Here is a 16337-nt window from a genome sequence, read left to right on the forward strand (position 1 = left end):
GCCCTCGACCGGCCGGAATAGGTCTTTGGTCCCGCTCCCGCCGCGCGCTGCAGCCGCTCGCTCCCCGCCCCGGCCTGCGCCGCCCCCGCTCTGACCTGGGACCGGGCGCTCACCCTTGCCGCACCCGCCCCCTGCGGAATCTCAACCACCGTTTAAATCAGGAGCGTTGGGTGACTTGATGTGACGTGCTCATGTCGCCAGGCTGTCACCTGGCGCCCACCCCAGCGACACCCGGCGCCACGACCATGGCCACGCCCCGCCGGGGCCGCACGGCCGCACCCCCCGCACTCAGGGAGCCCCTCATGGCACTCATACCCAGCATCTACGCGCGTCGAATTGGCGTGCTCGCGTCAGCAGCCGCACTCGCTGCGCTCACCTCCCTCCTGAACGCCCCCACCGCCCAGGCCGCCCCGCCCGCCCCGATCAGCGCCTCGGCGGCCCGCGCCTACCTGGCGACGGTCACCCCGAAGACCGAGGGGTCCACCAGCGGCTACAGCCGCGACCTCTTCCCGCACTGGAGCACCGTCTCCGGCAGCTGCAACACCCGCGAGACCGTCCTCAAGCGGGACGGCGTCAATGTCGTCCAGGACTCCGCCTGCGCCGCAGTGAGCGGAAGCTGGTACTCCGAGTACGACGGCGTCACCTGGACCGCCGCCTCCGACCTCGACATCGACCACGTCGTTCCGCTCGCCGAGGCCTGGCGTTCCGGTGCCAATTCCTGGACCACGAGCAAGCGCCAGCAGTTCGCCAACGACCTCACCCGCCCGCAGCTCATCGCGGTCACCGACAACGTCAACCAGGCCAAGGGCGACCTCGACCCCGGCAAGTGGCTGCCCTCGCGGACGGCCTACCGTTGTACGTACGCACGGATGTGGGTCAACGTGAAGCAGTACTGGGGTCTGAGCATGGACTCCGGCGAGAAGACGGCCCTGGTCAACATCCTGAACGGCTGCTGACCAAGCCGGCCGATCTTTCCCCCGTCAGGGGGAGGCGTGGCTCCCCCCACCCGTCGTACCGTGATCGAAGGGGCTACGGAGGAGGGGGAGTTGCATGGCCGGACTGCGTCTGGGGCCGCTGCTGCGCCACGTCGACTGGGACACGGGCCGGTCGGCCACGATATGGGTCGAGGCGGACCGCCCGTGCACGGCCGAGGTGCGGTGCGCGGACGGGGCGGGCGGCAGTGCGCGCACCTTCCAGATAGCCGGTCACCACTACGCGCTGGTGCCGGTGACCGGCCTGGCCCCGGGCGCGACCACGGCGTATGAGGTGCTGCTCGACGGCCGGCCGGTGTGGCCGCTGCCGGAGAGCGGTTTCCCGCCGAGCACGATCACCGCTCCGGCCGTGACAGGCCCGGGCCGGCCTTCGCCCGGGCTGCGCGTGACCTTCGGCTCCTGCCGGCAGGCCGCGCCGCCCGCTGGCCGGCACGGGCCGCACGGCGCGGACGCGCTCGACACCCTCGCGGCGCGGCTGGCCGCCGACCCGGAGGCGGAGCGCCCCGACGTCCTGCTGCTGCTCGGCGACCAGGTGTACGCGGACGCGCTGTCCCGGGAGACCCGGCAGTGGCTCGCGGCCCGGCGGGATCTGCGGGAACCGCCGGGTGCCCAGGTCGCGGACTACGAGGAGTACACCCGGCTCTACTACGAGTCCTGGCTCGACCCGGAGATCCGCTGGCTGCTGTCGACGGTTCCCAGCCTGCACATGTTCGACGACCACGACGTCATCGACGACTGGAACACGAGCGCGGCGTGGCTGGCGGAGATGCGGGCGACGCCGTGGTGGCGCGAGCGTGTCCTCAGCGGGCTGATGTCGTACTGGGTGTACCAGCACCTGGGCAATCTCTCCCCCGCCGAGCTGGCCGCCGACGCGGTGTACGAGGCGGTACGGCAGGCCCCTGACGGTACGGACGTACTGCAGGCCTTCGCGTCCGCGGCGGATGCCGATCCGGGCACGGTGCGCTGGAGCTACCGGCGCGACTTCGGCCGGACCCGGCTGCTGATGGTGGACACCCGGGCCGCGCGGGTGCTGGCCGAGGACGGGCGGGCGATGCTCGATCCGGCGGAGCAGCAGTGGCTGCGGGAGAACGCCCTGGCCGGGCACGGTGGTTACGACCATCTGCTGATCGGGTCCTCGCTGCCCTGGCTGATGCCGCCGCTGATCCACGATGCCGAGACGTGGAATGCCGCGCTGTGCCGGGGGGAGCGGGGGCCGCGGTGGGCGCGGATCGGGGAGGATCTGCGCCGGCGCAGCGATCTGGAGCACTGGGCGGCGTTCCCGGCCTCGTTCGCGGCCCTGACGGATCTGATCGAGGAGGTGGGGACGGGGCCCCGGGCGCCGGCGACGGTGTGCGTGCTGTCCGGGGACGTGCATCACGCGTATGTGGCCGAGCCTCGAATACCGACTACGGCACGGGTGTTCCAGCTGACGTGCTCGCCGGTTCACAATTCCATCCATACCGCGGTGAAGTGGGGCTTCCGGCTGGGCTGGTCCCGGACGGGGCGGTGGCTGGGGCGCGGTTTCTCCCTGCACGCACGGACGGGGCGGCCGCCGCTGAACTGGCGGCGTACGGGTGGGCCCTGGTTCGGGAACCAGCTGATGACGCTGGCCCTGTCGGGGCGGACGGCACGCCTGCGACTGGACCAGGCGCGCAAGAAGCGCGAGGGGGCCGTGCTGGTGACGGTGCTGGACCGGGAACTCACGGCAACGGAGTAGGGGATGCGGCAGGCCCCGGCGGTGCGGGGTCGCCCTTGGCACGCGCCCGTCCCCGGCAGGCGTCCCCGCCAGGCGTACCGGGCAGGCGCCCCGGGCGTCCGGGGTGTGAACGCCGGGCGTACGCTGTCTGGCTGTCAGGCCGCTCCTGCCGCTCCCCGCGACGCCGCGGCGCTTCGTGTCGCAGCACGTCAACCGGACTGGGGAGTCCCGTTTTGTTTGAGACGCTGGGATCGCTGACCGCGAGCCCATGGATCTACGCCCTCGTGGCGGTCTCCATCGTGCTCGACGTCTTCCTCCCGGTGCTCCCGAGCGGGGTTCTGGTGATCACCGCGGCGGCGGCCGCGGCGGCCGCCGGGGCGGCGGGCCCGGTGCCGGTGCCGGTACCTGAACAGGTGCCGGACATCCTGCTCCTGCTCGTGATCGCCACGACCGCTTCGGTGCTGGGCGATATGGCCGCGTACCGGCTGGGCCGGCGGGGCGGAGCCCGGCTGGACCGGGCCATCGCGCGCTCCCGCCGGCTGACCCGCGCCCACGAGCGCCTCGGCACGGCTCTGGCACGCGGCGGCGGCGCCCTGGTCGTCATCGCCCGCTTCGCCCCGGCGGGACGCTCGGTGGTGTCGCTGGGTGCGGGCAAGACCCAGCGCAAGGTGGCGGAGTTCCTGCCCTGGTCGGTCCTGGCGGGCATGGCCTGGGCCGGTTACAGCGTGGCCCTCGGCTACTTCGGTACGCAGTGGCTGGGCACCCAGTGGCTCGGCACCGCCCTGTCCGTCGTCGCCCTCTTCGCCGCGGGCGCCCTGGCGGCCTTCCTCGTCCGCCGCCCGGAGACGGCCGCGGCGACGGCGTAGGCCGTCCAGCACGACTCGGCTCCCCCGGGCGGAGCAGTGGCTCACCCGTTCACCCGGCCCCGATCGCCGCCCCCGGGCTGGGCTCCTAGCGTCCACAGCACGGTGCGCAACCGAATCCGCGTCACATCAGTGGCCTGGCCGCGCCGTTTCGACGAGCCGAGGAGTCCTCTCCATGCCCGCCAAACCGCCCGCCGCACCGCCCGCCACGGCACGCCGTCTGATGACCGTCGCGGCCGCGACGCTCATCGCCGCTGCCGCCGCCCCCGCCACACTCGCGTACGCCTACCCCTCCGCCACCGTCTCCCCCACCGCTGTCGCCCCGGGCGGCCGGGTCGCGCTCAATGTCACGGGCTGCGGAACGCAGGTCGCCAGGGTCACGTCGACCGCCTTCGGCGAGGTCCGGCTGACCCCGGGCAGCCCTGCGGCCACCAACCTCATCGGCAACGCCACCGTCTTCAACAACGCCAACACGGGCACGCACCGCGTGGACTTCGAGTGCGGCGGCCCCGGCGGCGAGCGCACCACCGTATCGCTGCAGGTCACCACGGGTGCGGCGCGTGGTGGGGCGGGCGGCAGCATCGGTTCGATGAGCCCCGGGCAGATCGCCGTAGGCAGCGCCCTCACCGCGGGCGCGCTGGGTGCCGGAGTGTGGGTGATGCGCCGCCGCGCGGCGGCCTCGTAACCCGCGTCGGGGTCATGCCGGGGCGGCCTGCCCCCGTACGTGCACCCCGTCGAGCAGCGCCGCGGTGGCCTCGGCGACGGCGTCCACCGCTGCCTCGAACACCTCGCGGTTGTGCGCGGCGGGCACCCGGAACCCGGACACCTTCCGAACGTACTGCAGGGCGGCGGCGCGGATCTCGTCCTCGGTCGCCTTCTCGGGGATGGCGGGCGGGCGCAGGGTCTTAATGGAACGGCACATACCCCCACTATCCCGCTACCGGGGCAGCTCGGCCCCGGAAAGTTTCATGATCAAACCGGCTTGGAGGCGGGCCCTGAGCCCCGGGTCCTCGACCGTGTCCAGGAGCTCGATGGCCTGCTGGGTCGTCTCGGCGGCCCGCCGGTCGTCCCGCAGCGAGGCGGTCTGGTCGGCCATGTGCTTGAGCGCGATGTCGGCCCGCCGGTGGAAGAGCTGCCCGATCAGGGTGGTGACCAGTCCCGCCGCGCTCGTGACGATCCCCAGGTAGAGCTCCCCGCCGCCCTCGGCCTTCCAGACGGCGAGCCCGACCCCGAAGAGCAGGATCGCCGCCCCGACCCCGGCGAACCGCTGGCTGGTCGCGAAGCTGCTGCGCGCCTGGGTCAGTCCGTAGGCGTAGTACTCCACGAGGATCGGCGTGAAGTCGTCCCGCCGGTCGCCGAGCTGCGCCGCGGGATGCTGGATCCCGCCGACGTCCTGGAACTTCCCCCCGCCGGGCACGACGGACGGCCTGTCGGCCTCGCCCGGCTCGGCGAGGTGCGCGAGCAGCCGCACCCGCTCCTCGTCCCGCTTCCGCTCGAACCCCACCCCCAGGGACCGCTCCATCAGCGCCAGCGCCACGGCGACCACGGCCACGACCAACCCACCCCACGCGAGCTCGCCCATCCCCCGACGATCCCACGCCCCGAACCGGCGGCCAAGAGAGCGTCCGCCTCCCCAAATGCGGATGAACCACACCGAACCTAGACTGACCGAGGCATGAACCTGTCGCCGACGAGGGAGACCACGACCATGGCGAAGCGAGGCAACAAGCGTCGGGCCCGCAAGAAGAAGAAGGCCAACCACGGCAAGCGCCCCAACGCCTGAGCGAACCACCCGAAAGACCCCCGACCACGACCGGCCGGGGGTCTTCGCGGGTCACTTCCGCTTCCGAAGCTTCCGCATCTTCGCTTCGGCTTCCTTCTTCTTCCGCTGCGCCACTCCGTAGCCGGACCAGCCCCCTTGGTGCAACTGGCACCGAGAGCTGTTCACCATCGCGGGCTTGGTACACGGCCGCCCCGCGGCCGTCTGCGCCCCACACCTGGGCCGAGTCATCACTCCCCCTCCCCTATCCCAGGATGGTCCCGCGTACGGGGGCGGCGCAGCACACGCGGACGGAAGCACGACGGGCACACGCCCGGGTCAACGCCGACCGGTCAGATCGACGGTGGTACCGCCGCTGAACAGCGAGTCGTGCAGCTCGATGCGAACAGGATCCGCACCCCTCGGAATGTCGAAGACGACGATGCCGTCGAGATGGAGCCCCGCGGCGGTGTCCGCGCTGTACTTGCTGCCGTTGCGATCGAAGAGCTTCTGGTCGGCACCGTCGAAGGTCCGAGCCTTGTCCCCGATGTTCTTGCGGAGCGAGCCGCCTTGATGAAGGAGAGAACAGCGGGTGCAGAAAGAGCTGTACGCGGACTCCGTCAAGAACCGCCGGACCCGGGTGGTCCCGATCCCGCTGATGCGCGTGGCCTCGCTCCGGTGGCAGCGTCTTCGCCAGGCTGCTCAGCCGGAGGCTGCCGGCGCCAACTGGCACGAGAGCGACTACGCGTTCACGACTCGGTCCGGGCGACCGGTGGAGCCGCGGAACATCAGCCGGCCTTCGAGCAAATCGCGGACGGTGCGGGTCTCCCCCGGGTCCGTCTGCACGATGTCCGACACGGGTGCGCCACCCGGCTCTTCGCAGCAGGAATGCCGACGCGGGTGGTCATGGAGATCCTGGGGACTCGCAGATCGCCGTCACGATGAACATCTACACCAACGTGGCTGACGGCGGCAGGCGCGAGGCGATAGGGCACATGGACCGGATGCTGCGCCGTCGGCGGCCGACCGAGTAGGCGACTGCCGTCACTTGGAACCGTCAAAGGCCCCCAACCAAGATCGGTTGGGGGCCTTTGTGCTGGTGGGCGCGGACGGTTTCGAACCGCCGACATCTGCTTTGTAAGAGCAGCGCTCTACCCCTGAGCTACGCACCCGTGGATGAGTGGACAGCCTACATGGCGGGCACACCCCCCACGCAAACCCGTTCCCGTGGGAGAGAATGGACCGGGGCATGGCGGACGCGGTACGGGAGAGGGATTGTGACGACGGCATCCCGGCGGTGGTTCGGCGGGCGGGACGAGAGTCGGCGGGCGGATGCGCAGGCGGCGAAGGATGCCGCCGCGGCCGCGTTCTACGAGCTGGACACGGCGCAGCGGGATCTGCGGATCTCGATCGAGACGATCGCCGCGGCGGACGGGTCTCCCGCCGCGCGGCAGGCGACCGAGGGGTTCGCGGCGCTGGGGCGGCGGATCGACGAGGTCAGTCATGTCTACATCGAGGCGGTCGACGCGCACGACCTGGACCGGGCGGAGTTGGAGGCCTCGGTCGCCACGCGCGCGCGGGAGCAGCTGACCCGGGCCCGGGACGAGCTGGTGCGGGTCCAGGGGGAGCTGGAGCGGTTCGCGCAGGGGCTGCAGCCGCTGCTGGACAAGGCCGAGACGCAGCTCGCGCGGGTGGCGCCGGCCCGGGAGCGGGCCAGGGCCGCGCTGATCGGGGCGAGTGACGCGCTGGACGCCGTACGGGCCAAGGGGATACGGGCCGATGACCTCGCGGCGCGGCTGGCGGCGCTCGGCCCGGAGCTGACCAAGCTGAACCAGGGCGCGGCCCAGCACGGTGTGCAGGAGACGGTGCAGCGCGCCGACCGGATCCTGCGTGATGCGGAGGCGGTACGTGCCGAGGTGGCGCGGCTGCCCGAGCGGGCGGCGGAGATCGACCGGCGGCTGGTCAGCCTTCGGACGCGCGCGCAGGCGCTGCGCAACCGGGCGGACCGGGTGGATCCGGTGCTCAGTGAGCTGCGGCGGCGGTTCAGTGCGGCCTGCTGGCAGGACCTGCAGCACGTACCGGACCAGGCGGTGCGGGACGTGGCGCGGGCCGAGGAGCAGCTGCGGGAGGCCGGCCGGGCCCGGGACGAGCAGCGCTGGGCCGATGTGGGGGCGCTGATCGAGGCGGTCCGCGGCTCGCTGGACGCGACGGACGAGGCGGTGTCGGCGGCGCAGGACCGGCTGACGCGGCTGGAGGCGGTGGCACGGGATCCGCAGGCGGAGGTGGACCGGACCCGTTTCGCGATCCGGGATGCGCAGCGGCTGGCGATGGCGGGGCGCAGTGTGCCGGATCCGCAGCACGCGCGGCCGCTGGACGATGCGGTGGCGCGGGTGGCCCGGGCGCTTGCGGCGCTGGAGGGGCGGCATCCGGACTACTGGGCGTTCCTGCTGGAGATGGCGGACGTACGGGCTTCCGTGAACCGGGTGGTGAACGGGATCCGGGCCGAGCGCGGGCACGCCTAGGCCGCCCCCGGCGGGGACCCGGTTGTTTCCGGGCGGCCTACGGCGGATGCTGGGAGGTGCCGGGAACGGACCAGAGGAGGGCACCATGGCTGCCCGCACCGTCAAGAAGCCTCCTGTGACCCATGAGCCCTATGTGGCTCATGCGGCGTACGGGTGCACGGAACCGCATGAGCACTACGCGCCCTACATCGCCCATGAGCCCGATCCCGACGCGCCCGCCCCGCCACGCCTCGCCGACACGGTCTCGCGGCGCATGGCACACGTGCTGCATCCCGTCAACGCGCGGCTCGACGATCATCTGCCCACGGACCACAAGCTCAGCCAGGTGTACCGGGTCGGGGCGGGTCTGACGGGCCTGCTCCTGGTGGCGTTCGGGATCCTGGGGCTGATCGATCAGATCGGGTTCTTCGACACCGGCGGGGACACGGTGCTCGCGCTCAACACCAACGGGGCGCTGAGCGTCCTGTCGATCTGCATCGGTGCGCTGCTGTTCTTCGGGATGGTGGTGGGCGGCACCTTCGCCTCGACCCTGAACATCGTGCTGGGCGTGCTGTTCATCGCGAGCGGGTTCGTGAATCTGGCGCTGCTGGACACGGAGCTGAACTTCCTGGCCTTCGAGATCCAGAACGTGCTGTTCAGCTTCGTCGTGGGCGTGATGCTGATGTGGTTCGGGATGTACGGGCGGGTGGGCAGCGCCCTGCCGCACGACAATCCGTACTGGCGGGCCCGCCACCCCGAGCAGGCGGCCCGGGAGGACCGGGCGCGGCGCGTTCAGGGGCGGGCCCCCGTGACCCCCGTCATGCACGGCCGCTGCCCGTAGCCGCGGCGTACGTCGCGTACGCGGCCGCGCCGTACGTAGCGCCCGGGCGCCGGGCGCGCTTAGCCTGTGCGCATGCCTCGATACGATTACCGCTGCCGGACCTGCGACGACACCTTTGAGGTCAGTCGGCCCATGGCCGAGTCCTCCGCGCCCGCCGACTGCCCGGCGGGGCACTCCGACACCGTGAAGCTGCTGTCCGCCGTCGCCGTGGGCGGTACGAGCAGCGCTCCCGCGCCCGCGATGGGCGGCGGGGGCGGCTGCTGCGGTGGCGGCGGCTGCGGCTGATCCCGGACCCGGATCCCGGACCCGGGATCCCGGACCCGGGATCCCGGACCCGGATCCCGGGCGGGAGTCTCAGCGCTTGCGCGACAGGGTCAGGCCGTCCGAGATCGCGAGCAGGACGGATTCCATGCGCGGGTCCGCCGACACGTGGTCGTTGAAGGCGCGGACGCCGGCCGCCGCGCCCGTGGCCGACTCGTCGAGGACCGTGCCGTGGAACAGCGTGTTGTCGGTGACGATCAGGCCGCCGGGACGCAGCCGCGGCACGAGCTCCTCCCAGTAGGAGATCTGGCTCTGCTTGTCCGCGTCCACGTAGGCCATGTCGATGTGCGGTTCGGCCGGCATCGCGCGCAGGGTCTCCAGCGCCGGTGCGATGCGCAGCTCGATGCGGTCCGCGACGCCCGCCTCCTCCCAGGCCTGCCGGCCGTACCGCGTCCACTCCTCGGAGACGTCGCAGGCGATGAGGCGGCCGTCGGCGGGCAGTGCCTGGGCCATCGACAGGGCCGAGAAGCCGGTGAAGGTGCCGACCTCCACGATGTGGCGGGCGCCTGTCAGCCGCACCAGGAAGGCCAGCAGCGGCCCCTGCTCCTCCGCCGACTGCATCCCGGCCACGTCCGGGAATTCGGTGTACGTCGTCGCCACCAGCCCCCGCTGGACCCGGTCCAGCGGGGGGTTGTGGTCGAGCATGTACCGGTAGAGCTCATCCGTGATCTTGGTGCTGTTGCCCTTGGTCATGCGTCCAGTCTGCCCAGTCGGGCCGCCTCCTGGGCGAATGCGCGCACGATTTCCTCGCCCGCCAGGACGCCCGCCGTGGCCAGCGCGGTCACCGACGGCGCCGTCCAGGCCGCGTCGGCCAGTTCGCCGTGGCCCGGGCGCCAGCCGACGTCCGCCGCCAGCAGCAGGTCCGCGTCCAGCAGCGAGTCGCCGGCCGCGAGGGTGGTGGTGGCCCCCGTACGGCGGGCGACCTCGCGCATCGCCGCGCTCTTGGTGAGCGGGCGCGGGACCGCGTAGATCTTCCGGCCCTGGAGGGATACCGTCCAGCCGCGGTCCTCGGCCCACCGGGTCAGGGACTTGAGCCATTCGTCCGGGACCAGGTCCCGCTCGACGACGAGGTAGGCGAAGAGGTCCTCCGCCAGGCGCGCCTTGCGCAGCCACTCCGGGTCGGCCGTGGCCAGCAGGTACTGGTGCACTTCCTCCAGGGGGGCGCACTCCTCGGCCAGGCGCGCCGCGACCTGCCGCCGCCAGTCCCGGTCCGGGACCCCGTCGACGAGCAGCTGCCCGCCGTTGGCGCAGATGGCGTACGGGGCCGGGCGGCCGGGGAAGCGGATGCGCTGGTACTGCTTGCGGGTCCGGGTCGTGGTGGGGACGAAGACCACCGAAGGATCGGCCGTCAGCTCCGCCAGCAGTCCCGCCGCCGTCTCCGTCATGTAGGACAGCGGCTTGCTCTCGTGGACCTCGACGCACAGCAGCCGCGGGGCCACCGGGTCGGGCATGGTCAGGCCGAGGGCGGCCGTCGAGTAGATGAGCGTACGGTCGAGATCACTGGCTACGAGGACAGTCACTTCGAGGCCACAGCCTTTCCGTCGGCGCCGGTGGCGCCGCGCGTGAATCGGGGGTGGATGAGTCCTACGCACGTGTAGGGCAGCCCGTCGACCTCTTCCACCGGGACGCCGCGCTGCTCGGCGAGCAGCCGTACGTGGTCCAGGTCGGCCCCGGCGCCGCGCTGCGCCAGGATCTTCCACGGCACCCGGCGCAGCAGGACGCGGGTGGTCTCGCCGACGCCGGGCTTGACGAGGTTCACGTCGTGGATGCCGTACTCCTCGCTGATCCGCTCGACCGCCGCCCAGCCCTCCCAGGTGGGTGTGCGGTCGGCCGCGAGGAGTTCCTTGACCTCCTCGCCGACGGCGTCGGCCACGTCGTCGAAGTGGGCGGCGACGGTGTCGACGAATGCGACGGAGACGTCGGCTCCGGCGAGCTCGCGGTAGAACTTCGCGCCGTGGAAGTCGGCGGGACCGACGAGGTCGGACCTCAGAACCGTACGCGAGATGAGACCGGAGACGGTGGAGTTGAGGCAGGCGGAGGGGATCAGGAAGTCTTCCCGGGTGCCGTACGTGTCCACGCAGGAGCCGGGGTCGGCGAGGACGACGATCTCCGGGTTGAAGCCCTCGAACCCGGCGAGGGCATCGCGCAGCTCGCGCGTGATGGCGCCCTTGCCGGTCCAGCCGTCGACGAAGACGACGTCGGCCGGGTCGTGGTGGGCGGCCAGCCAGCGCAGGGCGTTGGCGTCGATGCCGCGGCCGCGCACGATGGAGACGGCGTAGTGCGGCAGGTCCAGGCCGTGGCGGGCGCGGGCCCAGCGGCGCATCAGTACGCCTACGGGGGTGCCGGCGCGGGCCAGGGAGACCAGGACCGGGGACGGGGAGCGCTCGGCGAGGACGGTCTCGGTGACCGTGCCGACGGCCCGGGCCACGCGGACGGCGGAGGCGGCCAGCGCACTCCCGTACAGCTCCTGGTACTGGGGGGACGGCTGGTACTCGACGGGCAGGGACTCGGCGTAGTGGGCGCCGCCCGCCTGTATCGCCTCCTCGCGCTCCTCCGTCGGCGCCTCCAGCTCGACGTCGGAGAAGTCCTGGAGCAGCCAGCCGACGTCCTCGGGGGCGTACGAGGAGAAGGCGGGGCCGCGCAGGGGCTCGCGCAGGGTCGGCTCGGTCAGCTGCTCGGTCAGCTGCTGGGTCAGCGCGGTCGGCTGCTCGGTCGGCTCGGTCGGCTCGGTCATGATCGGCTTCGGCTCCCGCCGGTCGGGTGTGTAGGACGGGACGACGGCCAGGACGACGTGGCCGGTGTGCGGGGCGAGCGCCGCCAGCAGTCCCGTGTGCAGCTCGGGGGTGTCCCCGGCCGAGTCCACGACGGCGACGACGGCGTCGAAACCGGCGCCGTCCGCGCTGTGGACGTTGTAGGCGTAGCGGTCGCCGGGGCCGTCGGCCGGGGCGTCGTGGGCCGGGAAGACCAGCCGGGTGCGGATCGCGTATCCGGGGTCGTCGACCGCGAGCACGGGCGAGCGGGTGGTGGTCGAGAAGCGGACCTCGCGGGCCGCCCCCGCGTCCTCCAGGGCCTTGGCGAGGCGCAGCGGCGCGTACATCAGCTCCTCGTTGCCGAGGACGAGGACCCGCCCGGGGTTCTCGCCCAGCGCGGCGGCGAGAGCGCCGGCGAGCTCGGGCAGGGCCGCCTCCAGGCGGGTGCGGTGCGCCGCGGTGAAGCCGTGGCGGCCGCCGTCGGGGACGCCCGCGGGCCAGTCCAGGTCCACGCGGGTGACCGGCCGCGGGGCGTCCGCCGCAGCGGCGGGGCCGCCCCGGTCCCGCTCCGGCGGGGCGGTCCGCGCCTGGTACCCCTCGTACTCCTCGACCAGGGCCTGGCCCTTGGCCAGGACGCCGTCCGGGAGGGAGACGGTGCCCGAGGCGAGGGCGATCAGGTCCACGCGCGCGCCCAGCTCGGCGGCGAAGGCGGTGAGCCGGTCGCGGTCGGCCGGCGAGCGCATGTCGACGAGGGCGACGACGACGTAGTGCGAGCGGGGGTGGCGGGCGTGCAGGTCGCGGATGGTGTTCAGGACCGTGTTGCCGGTGGAGAACTCGTCGTCTACGAGGACCAGGGGCCCGCTGCCGGCGAGCAGCCGCGGGTCCTCGGGCAGCAGCAGGTGCGAGGTGGCGTGCGAGTGCGCCTCCTCGAAGCCGCCGGCCGCCCGCACGCCCGGCACGGGCCGGCGGGTGGAGTGCAGGTAGGGGGCCGGGCCGAGGCCGTCGGCCACGCAGTGGCCGAGCCCGGTGGCGGTCTCGGCGTAGCCGAGGACCACGGCGGACGCGGCGCCGTCCTCACCGAGCAGTGCCCGGACGCGTTCGCCGAGGCCGAAACCGGCGGCGTGGACGACCGCCGGGGACTGCGGGACGTGCTTGCCGAGGACCTGCGAGACCAGCAGGTGGGCGCGCTTGGGGTTGCGCCGCAGGGCCAGTCCGAGCAGCTCGGTCAGCCGCGGACCGTCACCGGAGTCCTCCAGGCTCACGCCCAGCCGGTCCGCGACCCAGGTACCCGACCACACCTCTTCGATCGTCTTGCCTTTCCTCGTCATCGTCATCGTCATTGTCCGTGCCTGTGCCTGTGGCTGTGCCGGGTCCTGGGCCCGGTCCCGGTCCTGGGCCGGCGTCCGCGCGGGCGTGCTCACACCTGGAGCCCGGCCGTGAGCAGGTCGACGAAGCCGACCTCCTCCTTCGCCACACCGAAGACCTCGGCGCGCAGCATGGTGCGCTCGGCCCAGGCCCGGTGGGGCTTCACCTCGTTCATCTTGTTCGTGTAGGCGGAACGCATCACGCCGCCGCCGCCGCGCTCGGGCCGCAGGATGTCCTGCGCATCGCAGAACTCCTCGTGCGAGACCACCGACAGCGCGTGCACGGGCGTGACGTGGGCGGGGTGGATGCAGGTCTTGCCGAGCAGCCCGTTGGCCCGGTCCAGCTCGATCTCGCGCAGCAGTCCGTCCAGGTCGTGCTCGATCAGGGCGGTGCGCAGTTCCTCCACGCCCTCCTCCAGGAACGGACTGCGGCGCAGCTGGGGCTTGAAGAGGCGCTGCTGGCTGCGGAAGTACTCCCAGACGGGCCCGGTCACCGTGAAGCCGGTGCCGTCGGCCCGGCTGAGGACGTTGACGACGTCCGCGATGACGCCCGCCACGATCTGGACGTCGTAGGCGGTCATGTCGGGCGTGCGCCGCAGGCCGTAGGCCGAGCAGAAGTCGGTCACGCCGAGCCGCAGCGCCAGGACGCGCTCGCGGTGGCTGTTGACCGTGCGGGAGATGCCGGCGAGGGCCTCGACGCGGGTTTCGAGGTGGAGGAGGTCCGGGGTCTCCAGGACCGGCATGGCATACAGGCGGGACAGTCCGCCGACCGCCTCCGCCTCGGCGACGGCTTCGAGGAAGGCGATCCCGCGGTTCTCGTCGAACTTCGGGAGCACGAATCCGGCCAGTCGCCGCACGGAGCCGCCCAGCCGACGCACCAGGTCGGGTATCTGCTCGGGCGTGCGGACGCGGATGAAGAGCAGCGGGAGCTCCGCGGCGTCGGCGTCGAGCTCGGAGAAGTGCCGGACGAGGTTCTCCTCGGCTCCGGTGACATCGCCGTCGCTGATGGAATCCTCCAGGCAGAGGACCATCGAGACGACTCCGCGGCCGGCCTGCTTGCGGATGTCGGCCGCGAGCGTGGGCCGGGTGGCCGGACTGTAGAGCGTGGCTCCCAGTGCCGCCGCGAGGACGCGGGAGGGCGAGGCTCCGGTGAATTCCGCCGGTTCCTGGTGGAAGAGGTCCTTACGGACGGTGGGCGATATGTGCCCAAAGTGACGCATGTGCTTCCCCCGTACTGCCTCGGCGGCCCAACTGGCATGGCCGGTAATAGTACGTACGAACGTGAGTCAAGAGTTCCTCAAGCACATGAAGTTCAGGTAACCCTCTTGCACCATGCCCAGGTCTCGCGTTCGAGACAAGGCCCTACGGGGGGCCGCATTGTCCCTGTCCACCCCGGGAGGGCAGGATGACGTGCATGACGCACGCGATGCAGAAGGGCTCGAACATCCCGGTGGCCGCCGTGGCGGTCCGGGCGGTGCTGCGCTGGACCGGCGGCCCCGAGGTGCCGGACGTGGACGCCTCGGCACTGCTCGTCGGCCCGGACGGCCGGGTGCGTTCGGACGAGGACTTCGTCTTCTACAACCAGCCCCGGCACCCCTCGGGGGCCGTCTGGCGACTCGGCAAGAAGCAGATCGGTGACGCGATCACCGACGCCGTCCAGGCGGACCTGCGGACGGTGACGCCCATGGTGGACCGGATCCTGGTGGTCGCCTCCGCCGAGGACGTCCCGTTCCGCAGGGTCAGCGACCTGCGGATCCTCCTCTACGACGCCACCGCGACCGGCGGCTCCGAACCGCTGGCCTACTTCGACGTACGGCCCGAGACCGGCGCCGAGACGGCGCTGATCTGCGGGGAGCTGTACCGGCGGGGCGAGGGGTGGAAGTTCCGGGCGCTCGGCGAGGGCTACTCCGACGGGCTGGTGGGGCTCGCGACCGACCACGGGATCTCGGTGGACGAGAACGCCGCCGAGGCCGAGGCGGCGCCCGCGGCCGACGCTGCCGCCGGTCCCGCCTCCGGGCCCGCTTCCGAGCAGACGGCGATGATGGCCCCGCCCACGCAGGCCCCGCCGCCCGTCCAGCCCGCCTACGGGTACCCGCAGCCGGTGTCCCCGGCCCCGGTGCCGGGTCCGGGCGGCGATCCGTCCTTCCGGCTGCCGGTGCAGGGCCCGCAGTTCATCCGCCGCTGACCCCGCCGACGCCGGACCGAGCCGGCCTGCCAGTGCCGCCCGACCTGCCGGGCCTGCCGGCCCGGTCGGCCCGGTCGGCCCGGCTCACACCGAGGGCCCCGCGGACGGTCGCCCGTCCCGGGGCCCCGGTCAGCTCTTGGTGCTCTTGTAGCCCCGCCCCCACTGGAGCCCCCAGCCGTACAGCCGGTCCAGCTCGGCCTGGAACCCGTACACGAACTTCACCTCGCGCCGCACCACGAGCTCGCCCTTGACCTTCTCCAGGGAGACCACCGCGCAGGACCGGGCCTGCGGGTGCCGCTCGTCCAGCGGGATCTCGATCCGCGGCCCCGTGACGGGGTAGAGGGTCACCATGGCGTGCGTCCGGTCGAAGGCCGGGGTCTGGTCGTAGATGTAGACGAAGACCAGCAGCCGCTTGATCTCGTCGGCGTGGTCGAGGTTGACGTAGAGCGTCTCCCCCGACGCCGAGCCGAACCGGTCGTCCCCGCTGAGCTTGACGTACGGCGGGTCGTTGAGGTCGCCCAGCAGGTTCCCCAGTGGCTGCACGGCGCCGCGGGTGCCGTCCGTCAGCTCGTACAGGCAGCCCATGTCGAGGTCGACGTTGACCATGCCCTGGGTGTGCGCCTGCACCATGTCCGGCTTGAACAGCTTGAACGGGTGCCGGAAGAGCTGGCCGCTCTGGCCGGAGCGGCCTCCGATGTCCGAGGTGCGCATGCGCCAGGACAGATTCACCCGCAGATTGCCGTGGACGGCCCCCTGTTTGGTGAGCGACACCGTCGCATGTCGCTTGGTCAGCTCGATCGCGTTCGACGAGGCACTGCCCGACTGGAACTGCACGGCCCGGCTGCCCATGATGCCGTCGAAGAAGCCCATCCCCTACCCCCCTGGTCCCCTGATCCCGTGATCGCCCTGAGCCTACGGAAGCGGGGGGGGGGGGGGGGGGGGGGGGGGGGGCGCCGGCGCCCCCCCCCGCCCCCCCCCCCGGGGGGGGGCGCGGGGGGGGGGGGGGGGGGGGGGGGGGGGGGGCGGGCCCCGGGGGGGGGGGGCGGGGGCCGCGGGGCGGGGGCC

General features: G+C 72.6%; 19 protein-coding genes and 1 tRNA gene. 10 read left to right on the plus strand and 10 right to left on the minus strand.

The features are described from left to right. Positions 1-311: 311 nt before the first annotated feature. From ACFY04_RS02795 to ACFY04_RS02810, 4 genes are all read left to right on the plus strand, one after another. Positions 312-956: an HNH endonuclease family protein gene (locus tag ACFY04_RS02795; protein ID WP_389113921.1), complete on the plus strand. Its 645-nt coding sequence runs from the start codon at positions 312-314 to the stop codon at positions 954-956. Between the two features lie 94 nt (positions 957-1050). Then, on the plus strand, positions 1051-2709 hold the full coding sequence (locus ACFY04_RS02800) for an alkaline phosphatase D family protein (protein WP_389113879.1): 1659 nt from the start codon (positions 1051-1053) through the stop codon (positions 2707-2709). 212 nt (positions 2710-2921) lie between these two features. Then, on the plus strand, positions 2922-3554 hold the full coding sequence (locus ACFY04_RS02805; protein ID WP_389113880.1) for a DedA family protein: 633 nt from the start codon (positions 2922-2924) through the stop codon (positions 3552-3554). Positions 3555-3726: 172 nt separating this feature from the next. Then, complete coding sequence (locus ACFY04_RS02810; protein WP_389113881.1) at positions 3727-4236, plus strand: hypothetical protein; 510 nt, start codon at positions 3727-3729, stop codon at positions 4234-4236. Between the two features lie 12 nt (positions 4237-4248). Here ACFY04_RS02810 and ACFY04_RS02815 read toward each other — a convergent pair whose 3' ends face one another. Together ACFY04_RS02815 and ACFY04_RS02820 are read right to left on the minus strand one after the other, a co-directional pair. Further along, the gene (locus tag ACFY04_RS02815; RefSeq protein ID WP_351149245.1) at positions 4249-4473 is read right to left on the minus strand and encodes a DUF2277 domain-containing protein; all 225 of its coding nucleotides are present in this window, start codon (positions 4471-4473) and stop codon (positions 4249-4251) included. Positions 4474-4488: 15 nt separating this feature from the next. Beyond that, positions 4489-5133 carry a hypothetical protein gene (locus ACFY04_RS02820; protein ID WP_389113882.1) on the minus strand — a complete coding sequence of 215 codons (645 nt, stop codon included), beginning with the start codon at positions 5131-5133 and terminating at the stop codon, positions 4489-4491. Between the two features lie 126 nt (positions 5134-5259). Here ACFY04_RS02820 and ACFY04_RS02825 point away from each other — a divergent pair, with 126 nt between their 5' ends. Next, positions 5260-5334, plus strand: coding sequence for a 50S ribosomal protein bL37 (locus ACFY04_RS02825; RefSeq protein ID WP_100661309.1), 75 nt, complete (start codon positions 5260-5262; stop codon positions 5332-5334). A gap of 51 nt (positions 5335-5385) precedes the next feature. Here ACFY04_RS02825 and ACFY04_RS02830 read toward each other — a convergent pair whose 3' ends face one another. After that, complete coding sequence (locus ACFY04_RS02830) at positions 5386-5562, minus strand: HGGxSTG domain-containing protein (RefSeq protein ID WP_389113883.1); 177 nt, start codon at positions 5560-5562, stop codon at positions 5386-5388. Between the two features lie 87 nt (positions 5563-5649). Further along, positions 5650-5934 (minus strand): DUF4352 domain-containing protein, encoded by a 285-nt coding sequence (locus ACFY04_RS02835; RefSeq protein ID WP_389113884.1) that lies wholly within the window; start codon positions 5932-5934, stop codon positions 5650-5652. A 216-nt stretch (positions 5935-6150) separates the two neighbouring features. On the opposite strand from ACFY04_RS02835, the gene ACFY04_RS02840 reads away from it, so the two are divergent. Next, positions 6151-6255, plus strand: coding sequence for a hypothetical protein (locus ACFY04_RS02840; RefSeq protein ID WP_389113922.1), 105 nt, complete (start codon positions 6151-6153; stop codon positions 6253-6255). A gap of 152 nt (positions 6256-6407) precedes the next feature. Here ACFY04_RS02840 and ACFY04_RS02845 read toward each other — a convergent pair. After that, positions 6408-6482 (minus strand) — tRNA-Val (locus ACFY04_RS02845). 105 nt (positions 6483-6587) lie between these two features. On the opposite strand from ACFY04_RS02845, the gene ACFY04_RS02850 reads away from it, so the two are divergent. From ACFY04_RS02850 to ACFY04_RS02860, 3 genes are all read left to right on the plus strand, one after another. Continuing rightward, complete coding sequence (locus ACFY04_RS02850) at positions 6588-7832, plus strand: hypothetical protein (RefSeq protein WP_389113885.1); 1245 nt, start codon at positions 6588-6590, stop codon at positions 7830-7832. A gap of 85 nt (positions 7833-7917) precedes the next feature. Continuing rightward, positions 7918-8652, plus strand: coding sequence for a DUF4383 domain-containing protein (locus ACFY04_RS02855; protein ID WP_389113886.1), 735 nt, complete (start codon positions 7918-7920; stop codon positions 8650-8652). Between the two features lie 72 nt (positions 8653-8724). After that, a complete protein-coding gene (locus ACFY04_RS02860) occupies positions 8725-8937 on the plus strand; it encodes a zinc ribbon domain-containing protein (RefSeq protein WP_094744670.1) in 213 nt (70 codons plus the stop codon). 69 nt (positions 8938-9006) lie between these two features. On the opposite strand, the gene ACFY04_RS02865 is transcribed toward ACFY04_RS02860, so the two are convergent. The 4 genes from ACFY04_RS02865 to ACFY04_RS02880 all read right to left on the minus strand — a co-directional run bounded on the left by ACFY04_RS02865 (position 9007) and on the right by ACFY04_RS02880 (position 14307). After that, complete coding sequence (locus tag ACFY04_RS02865; protein ID WP_389113887.1) at positions 9007-9666, minus strand: O-methyltransferase; 660 nt, start codon at positions 9664-9666, stop codon at positions 9007-9009. After that, positions 9663-10493, minus strand: a complete 831-nt coding sequence (locus ACFY04_RS02870; protein ID WP_389113888.1) for an HAD family hydrolase — start codon at positions 10491-10493, stop codon at positions 9663-9665. The genes ACFY04_RS02865 and ACFY04_RS02870 overlap by 4 nt, the downstream gene beginning before the upstream one ends. After that, positions 10490-13063 (minus strand): phosphoribosyltransferase, encoded by a 2574-nt coding sequence (locus ACFY04_RS02875; RefSeq protein WP_389113889.1) that lies wholly within the window; start codon positions 13061-13063, stop codon positions 10490-10492. Before ACFY04_RS02875 ends, ACFY04_RS02870 begins: the two co-directional genes overlap by 4 nt. Positions 13064-13140: 77 nt before the next feature. After that, complete coding sequence (locus ACFY04_RS02880; protein WP_389113890.1) at positions 13141-14307, minus strand: HpcH/HpaI aldolase/citrate lyase family protein; 1167 nt, start codon at positions 14305-14307, stop codon at positions 13141-13143. Positions 14308-14501: 194 nt separating this feature from the next. Here ACFY04_RS02880 and ACFY04_RS02885 point away from each other — a divergent pair, with 194 nt between their 5' ends. Further along, positions 14502-15272 carry a TerD family protein gene (locus tag ACFY04_RS02885; RefSeq protein ID WP_389113891.1) on the plus strand — a complete coding sequence of 257 codons (771 nt, stop codon included), beginning with the start codon at positions 14502-14504 and terminating at the stop codon, positions 15270-15272. 129 nt (positions 15273-15401) lie between these two features. Here the strand turns inward: ACFY04_RS02885 and ACFY04_RS02890 are convergent, their stop codons facing one another. After that, positions 15402-16142 carry a Tellurium resistance gene (locus ACFY04_RS02890; RefSeq protein WP_351149271.1) on the minus strand — a complete coding sequence of 247 codons (741 nt, stop codon included), beginning with the start codon at positions 16140-16142 and terminating at the stop codon, positions 15402-15404. Between the last annotated feature and the right edge of the window lie 195 nt (positions 16143-16337).

It is taken from the genome of Streptomyces sp. NPDC001549 (assembly GCF_042894025.1).
Taxonomy (GTDB): Bacteria; Actinomycetota; Actinomycetes; order Streptomycetales; family Streptomycetaceae; genus Streptomyces; species Streptomyces kutzneri.

What these genes read in the sequence shown, in the direction of transcription:
- ACFY04_RS02815 (WP_351149245.1), bottom strand. Translation starts at nt 4,473, where the DNA reads ATGTGCCGTTCCATTAAGACCCTGCGCCCGCCCGCCATCCCCGAGAAG.
- ACFY04_RS02820 (WP_389113882.1), bottom strand. Translation starts at nt 5,133, where the DNA reads ATGGGCGAGCTCGCGTGGGGTGGGTTGGTCGTGGCCGTGGTCGCCGTG.
- ACFY04_RS02830 (WP_389113883.1), bottom strand. Translation starts at nt 5,562, where the DNA reads ATGACTCGGCCCAGGTGTGGGGCGCAGACGGCCGCGGGGCGGCCGTGT.
- ACFY04_RS02800 (WP_389113879.1), top strand. Translation starts at nt 1,051, where the DNA reads ATGGCCGGACTGCGTCTGGGGCCGCTGCTGCGCCACGTCGACTGGGAC.
- ACFY04_RS02860 (WP_094744670.1), top strand. Translation starts at nt 8,725, where the DNA reads ATGCCTCGATACGATTACCGCTGCCGGACCTGCGACGACACCTTTGAG.
- ACFY04_RS02875 (WP_389113889.1), bottom strand. Translation starts at nt 13,063, where the DNA reads ATGACGATGACGATGACGAGGAAAGGCAAGACGATCGAAGAGGTGTGG.
- ACFY04_RS02890 (WP_351149271.1), bottom strand. Translation starts at nt 16,142, where the DNA reads ATGGGCTTCTTCGACGGCATCATGGGCAGCCGGGCCGTGCAGTTCCAG.
- ACFY04_RS02810 (WP_389113881.1), top strand. Translation starts at nt 3,727, where the DNA reads ATGCCCGCCAAACCGCCCGCCGCACCGCCCGCCACGGCACGCCGTCTG.
- ACFY04_RS02885 (WP_389113891.1), top strand. Translation starts at nt 14,502, where the DNA reads ATGACGCACGCGATGCAGAAGGGCTCGAACATCCCGGTGGCCGCCGTG.
- ACFY04_RS02865 (WP_389113887.1), bottom strand. Translation starts at nt 9,666, where the DNA reads ATGACCAAGGGCAACAGCACCAAGATCACGGATGAGCTCTACCGGTAC.
- ACFY04_RS02880 (WP_389113890.1), bottom strand. Translation starts at nt 14,307, where the DNA reads ATGCGTCACTTTGGGCACATATCGCCCACCGTCCGTAAGGACCTCTTC.
- ACFY04_RS02855 (WP_389113886.1), top strand. Translation starts at nt 7,918, where the DNA reads ATGGCTGCCCGCACCGTCAAGAAGCCTCCTGTGACCCATGAGCCCTAT.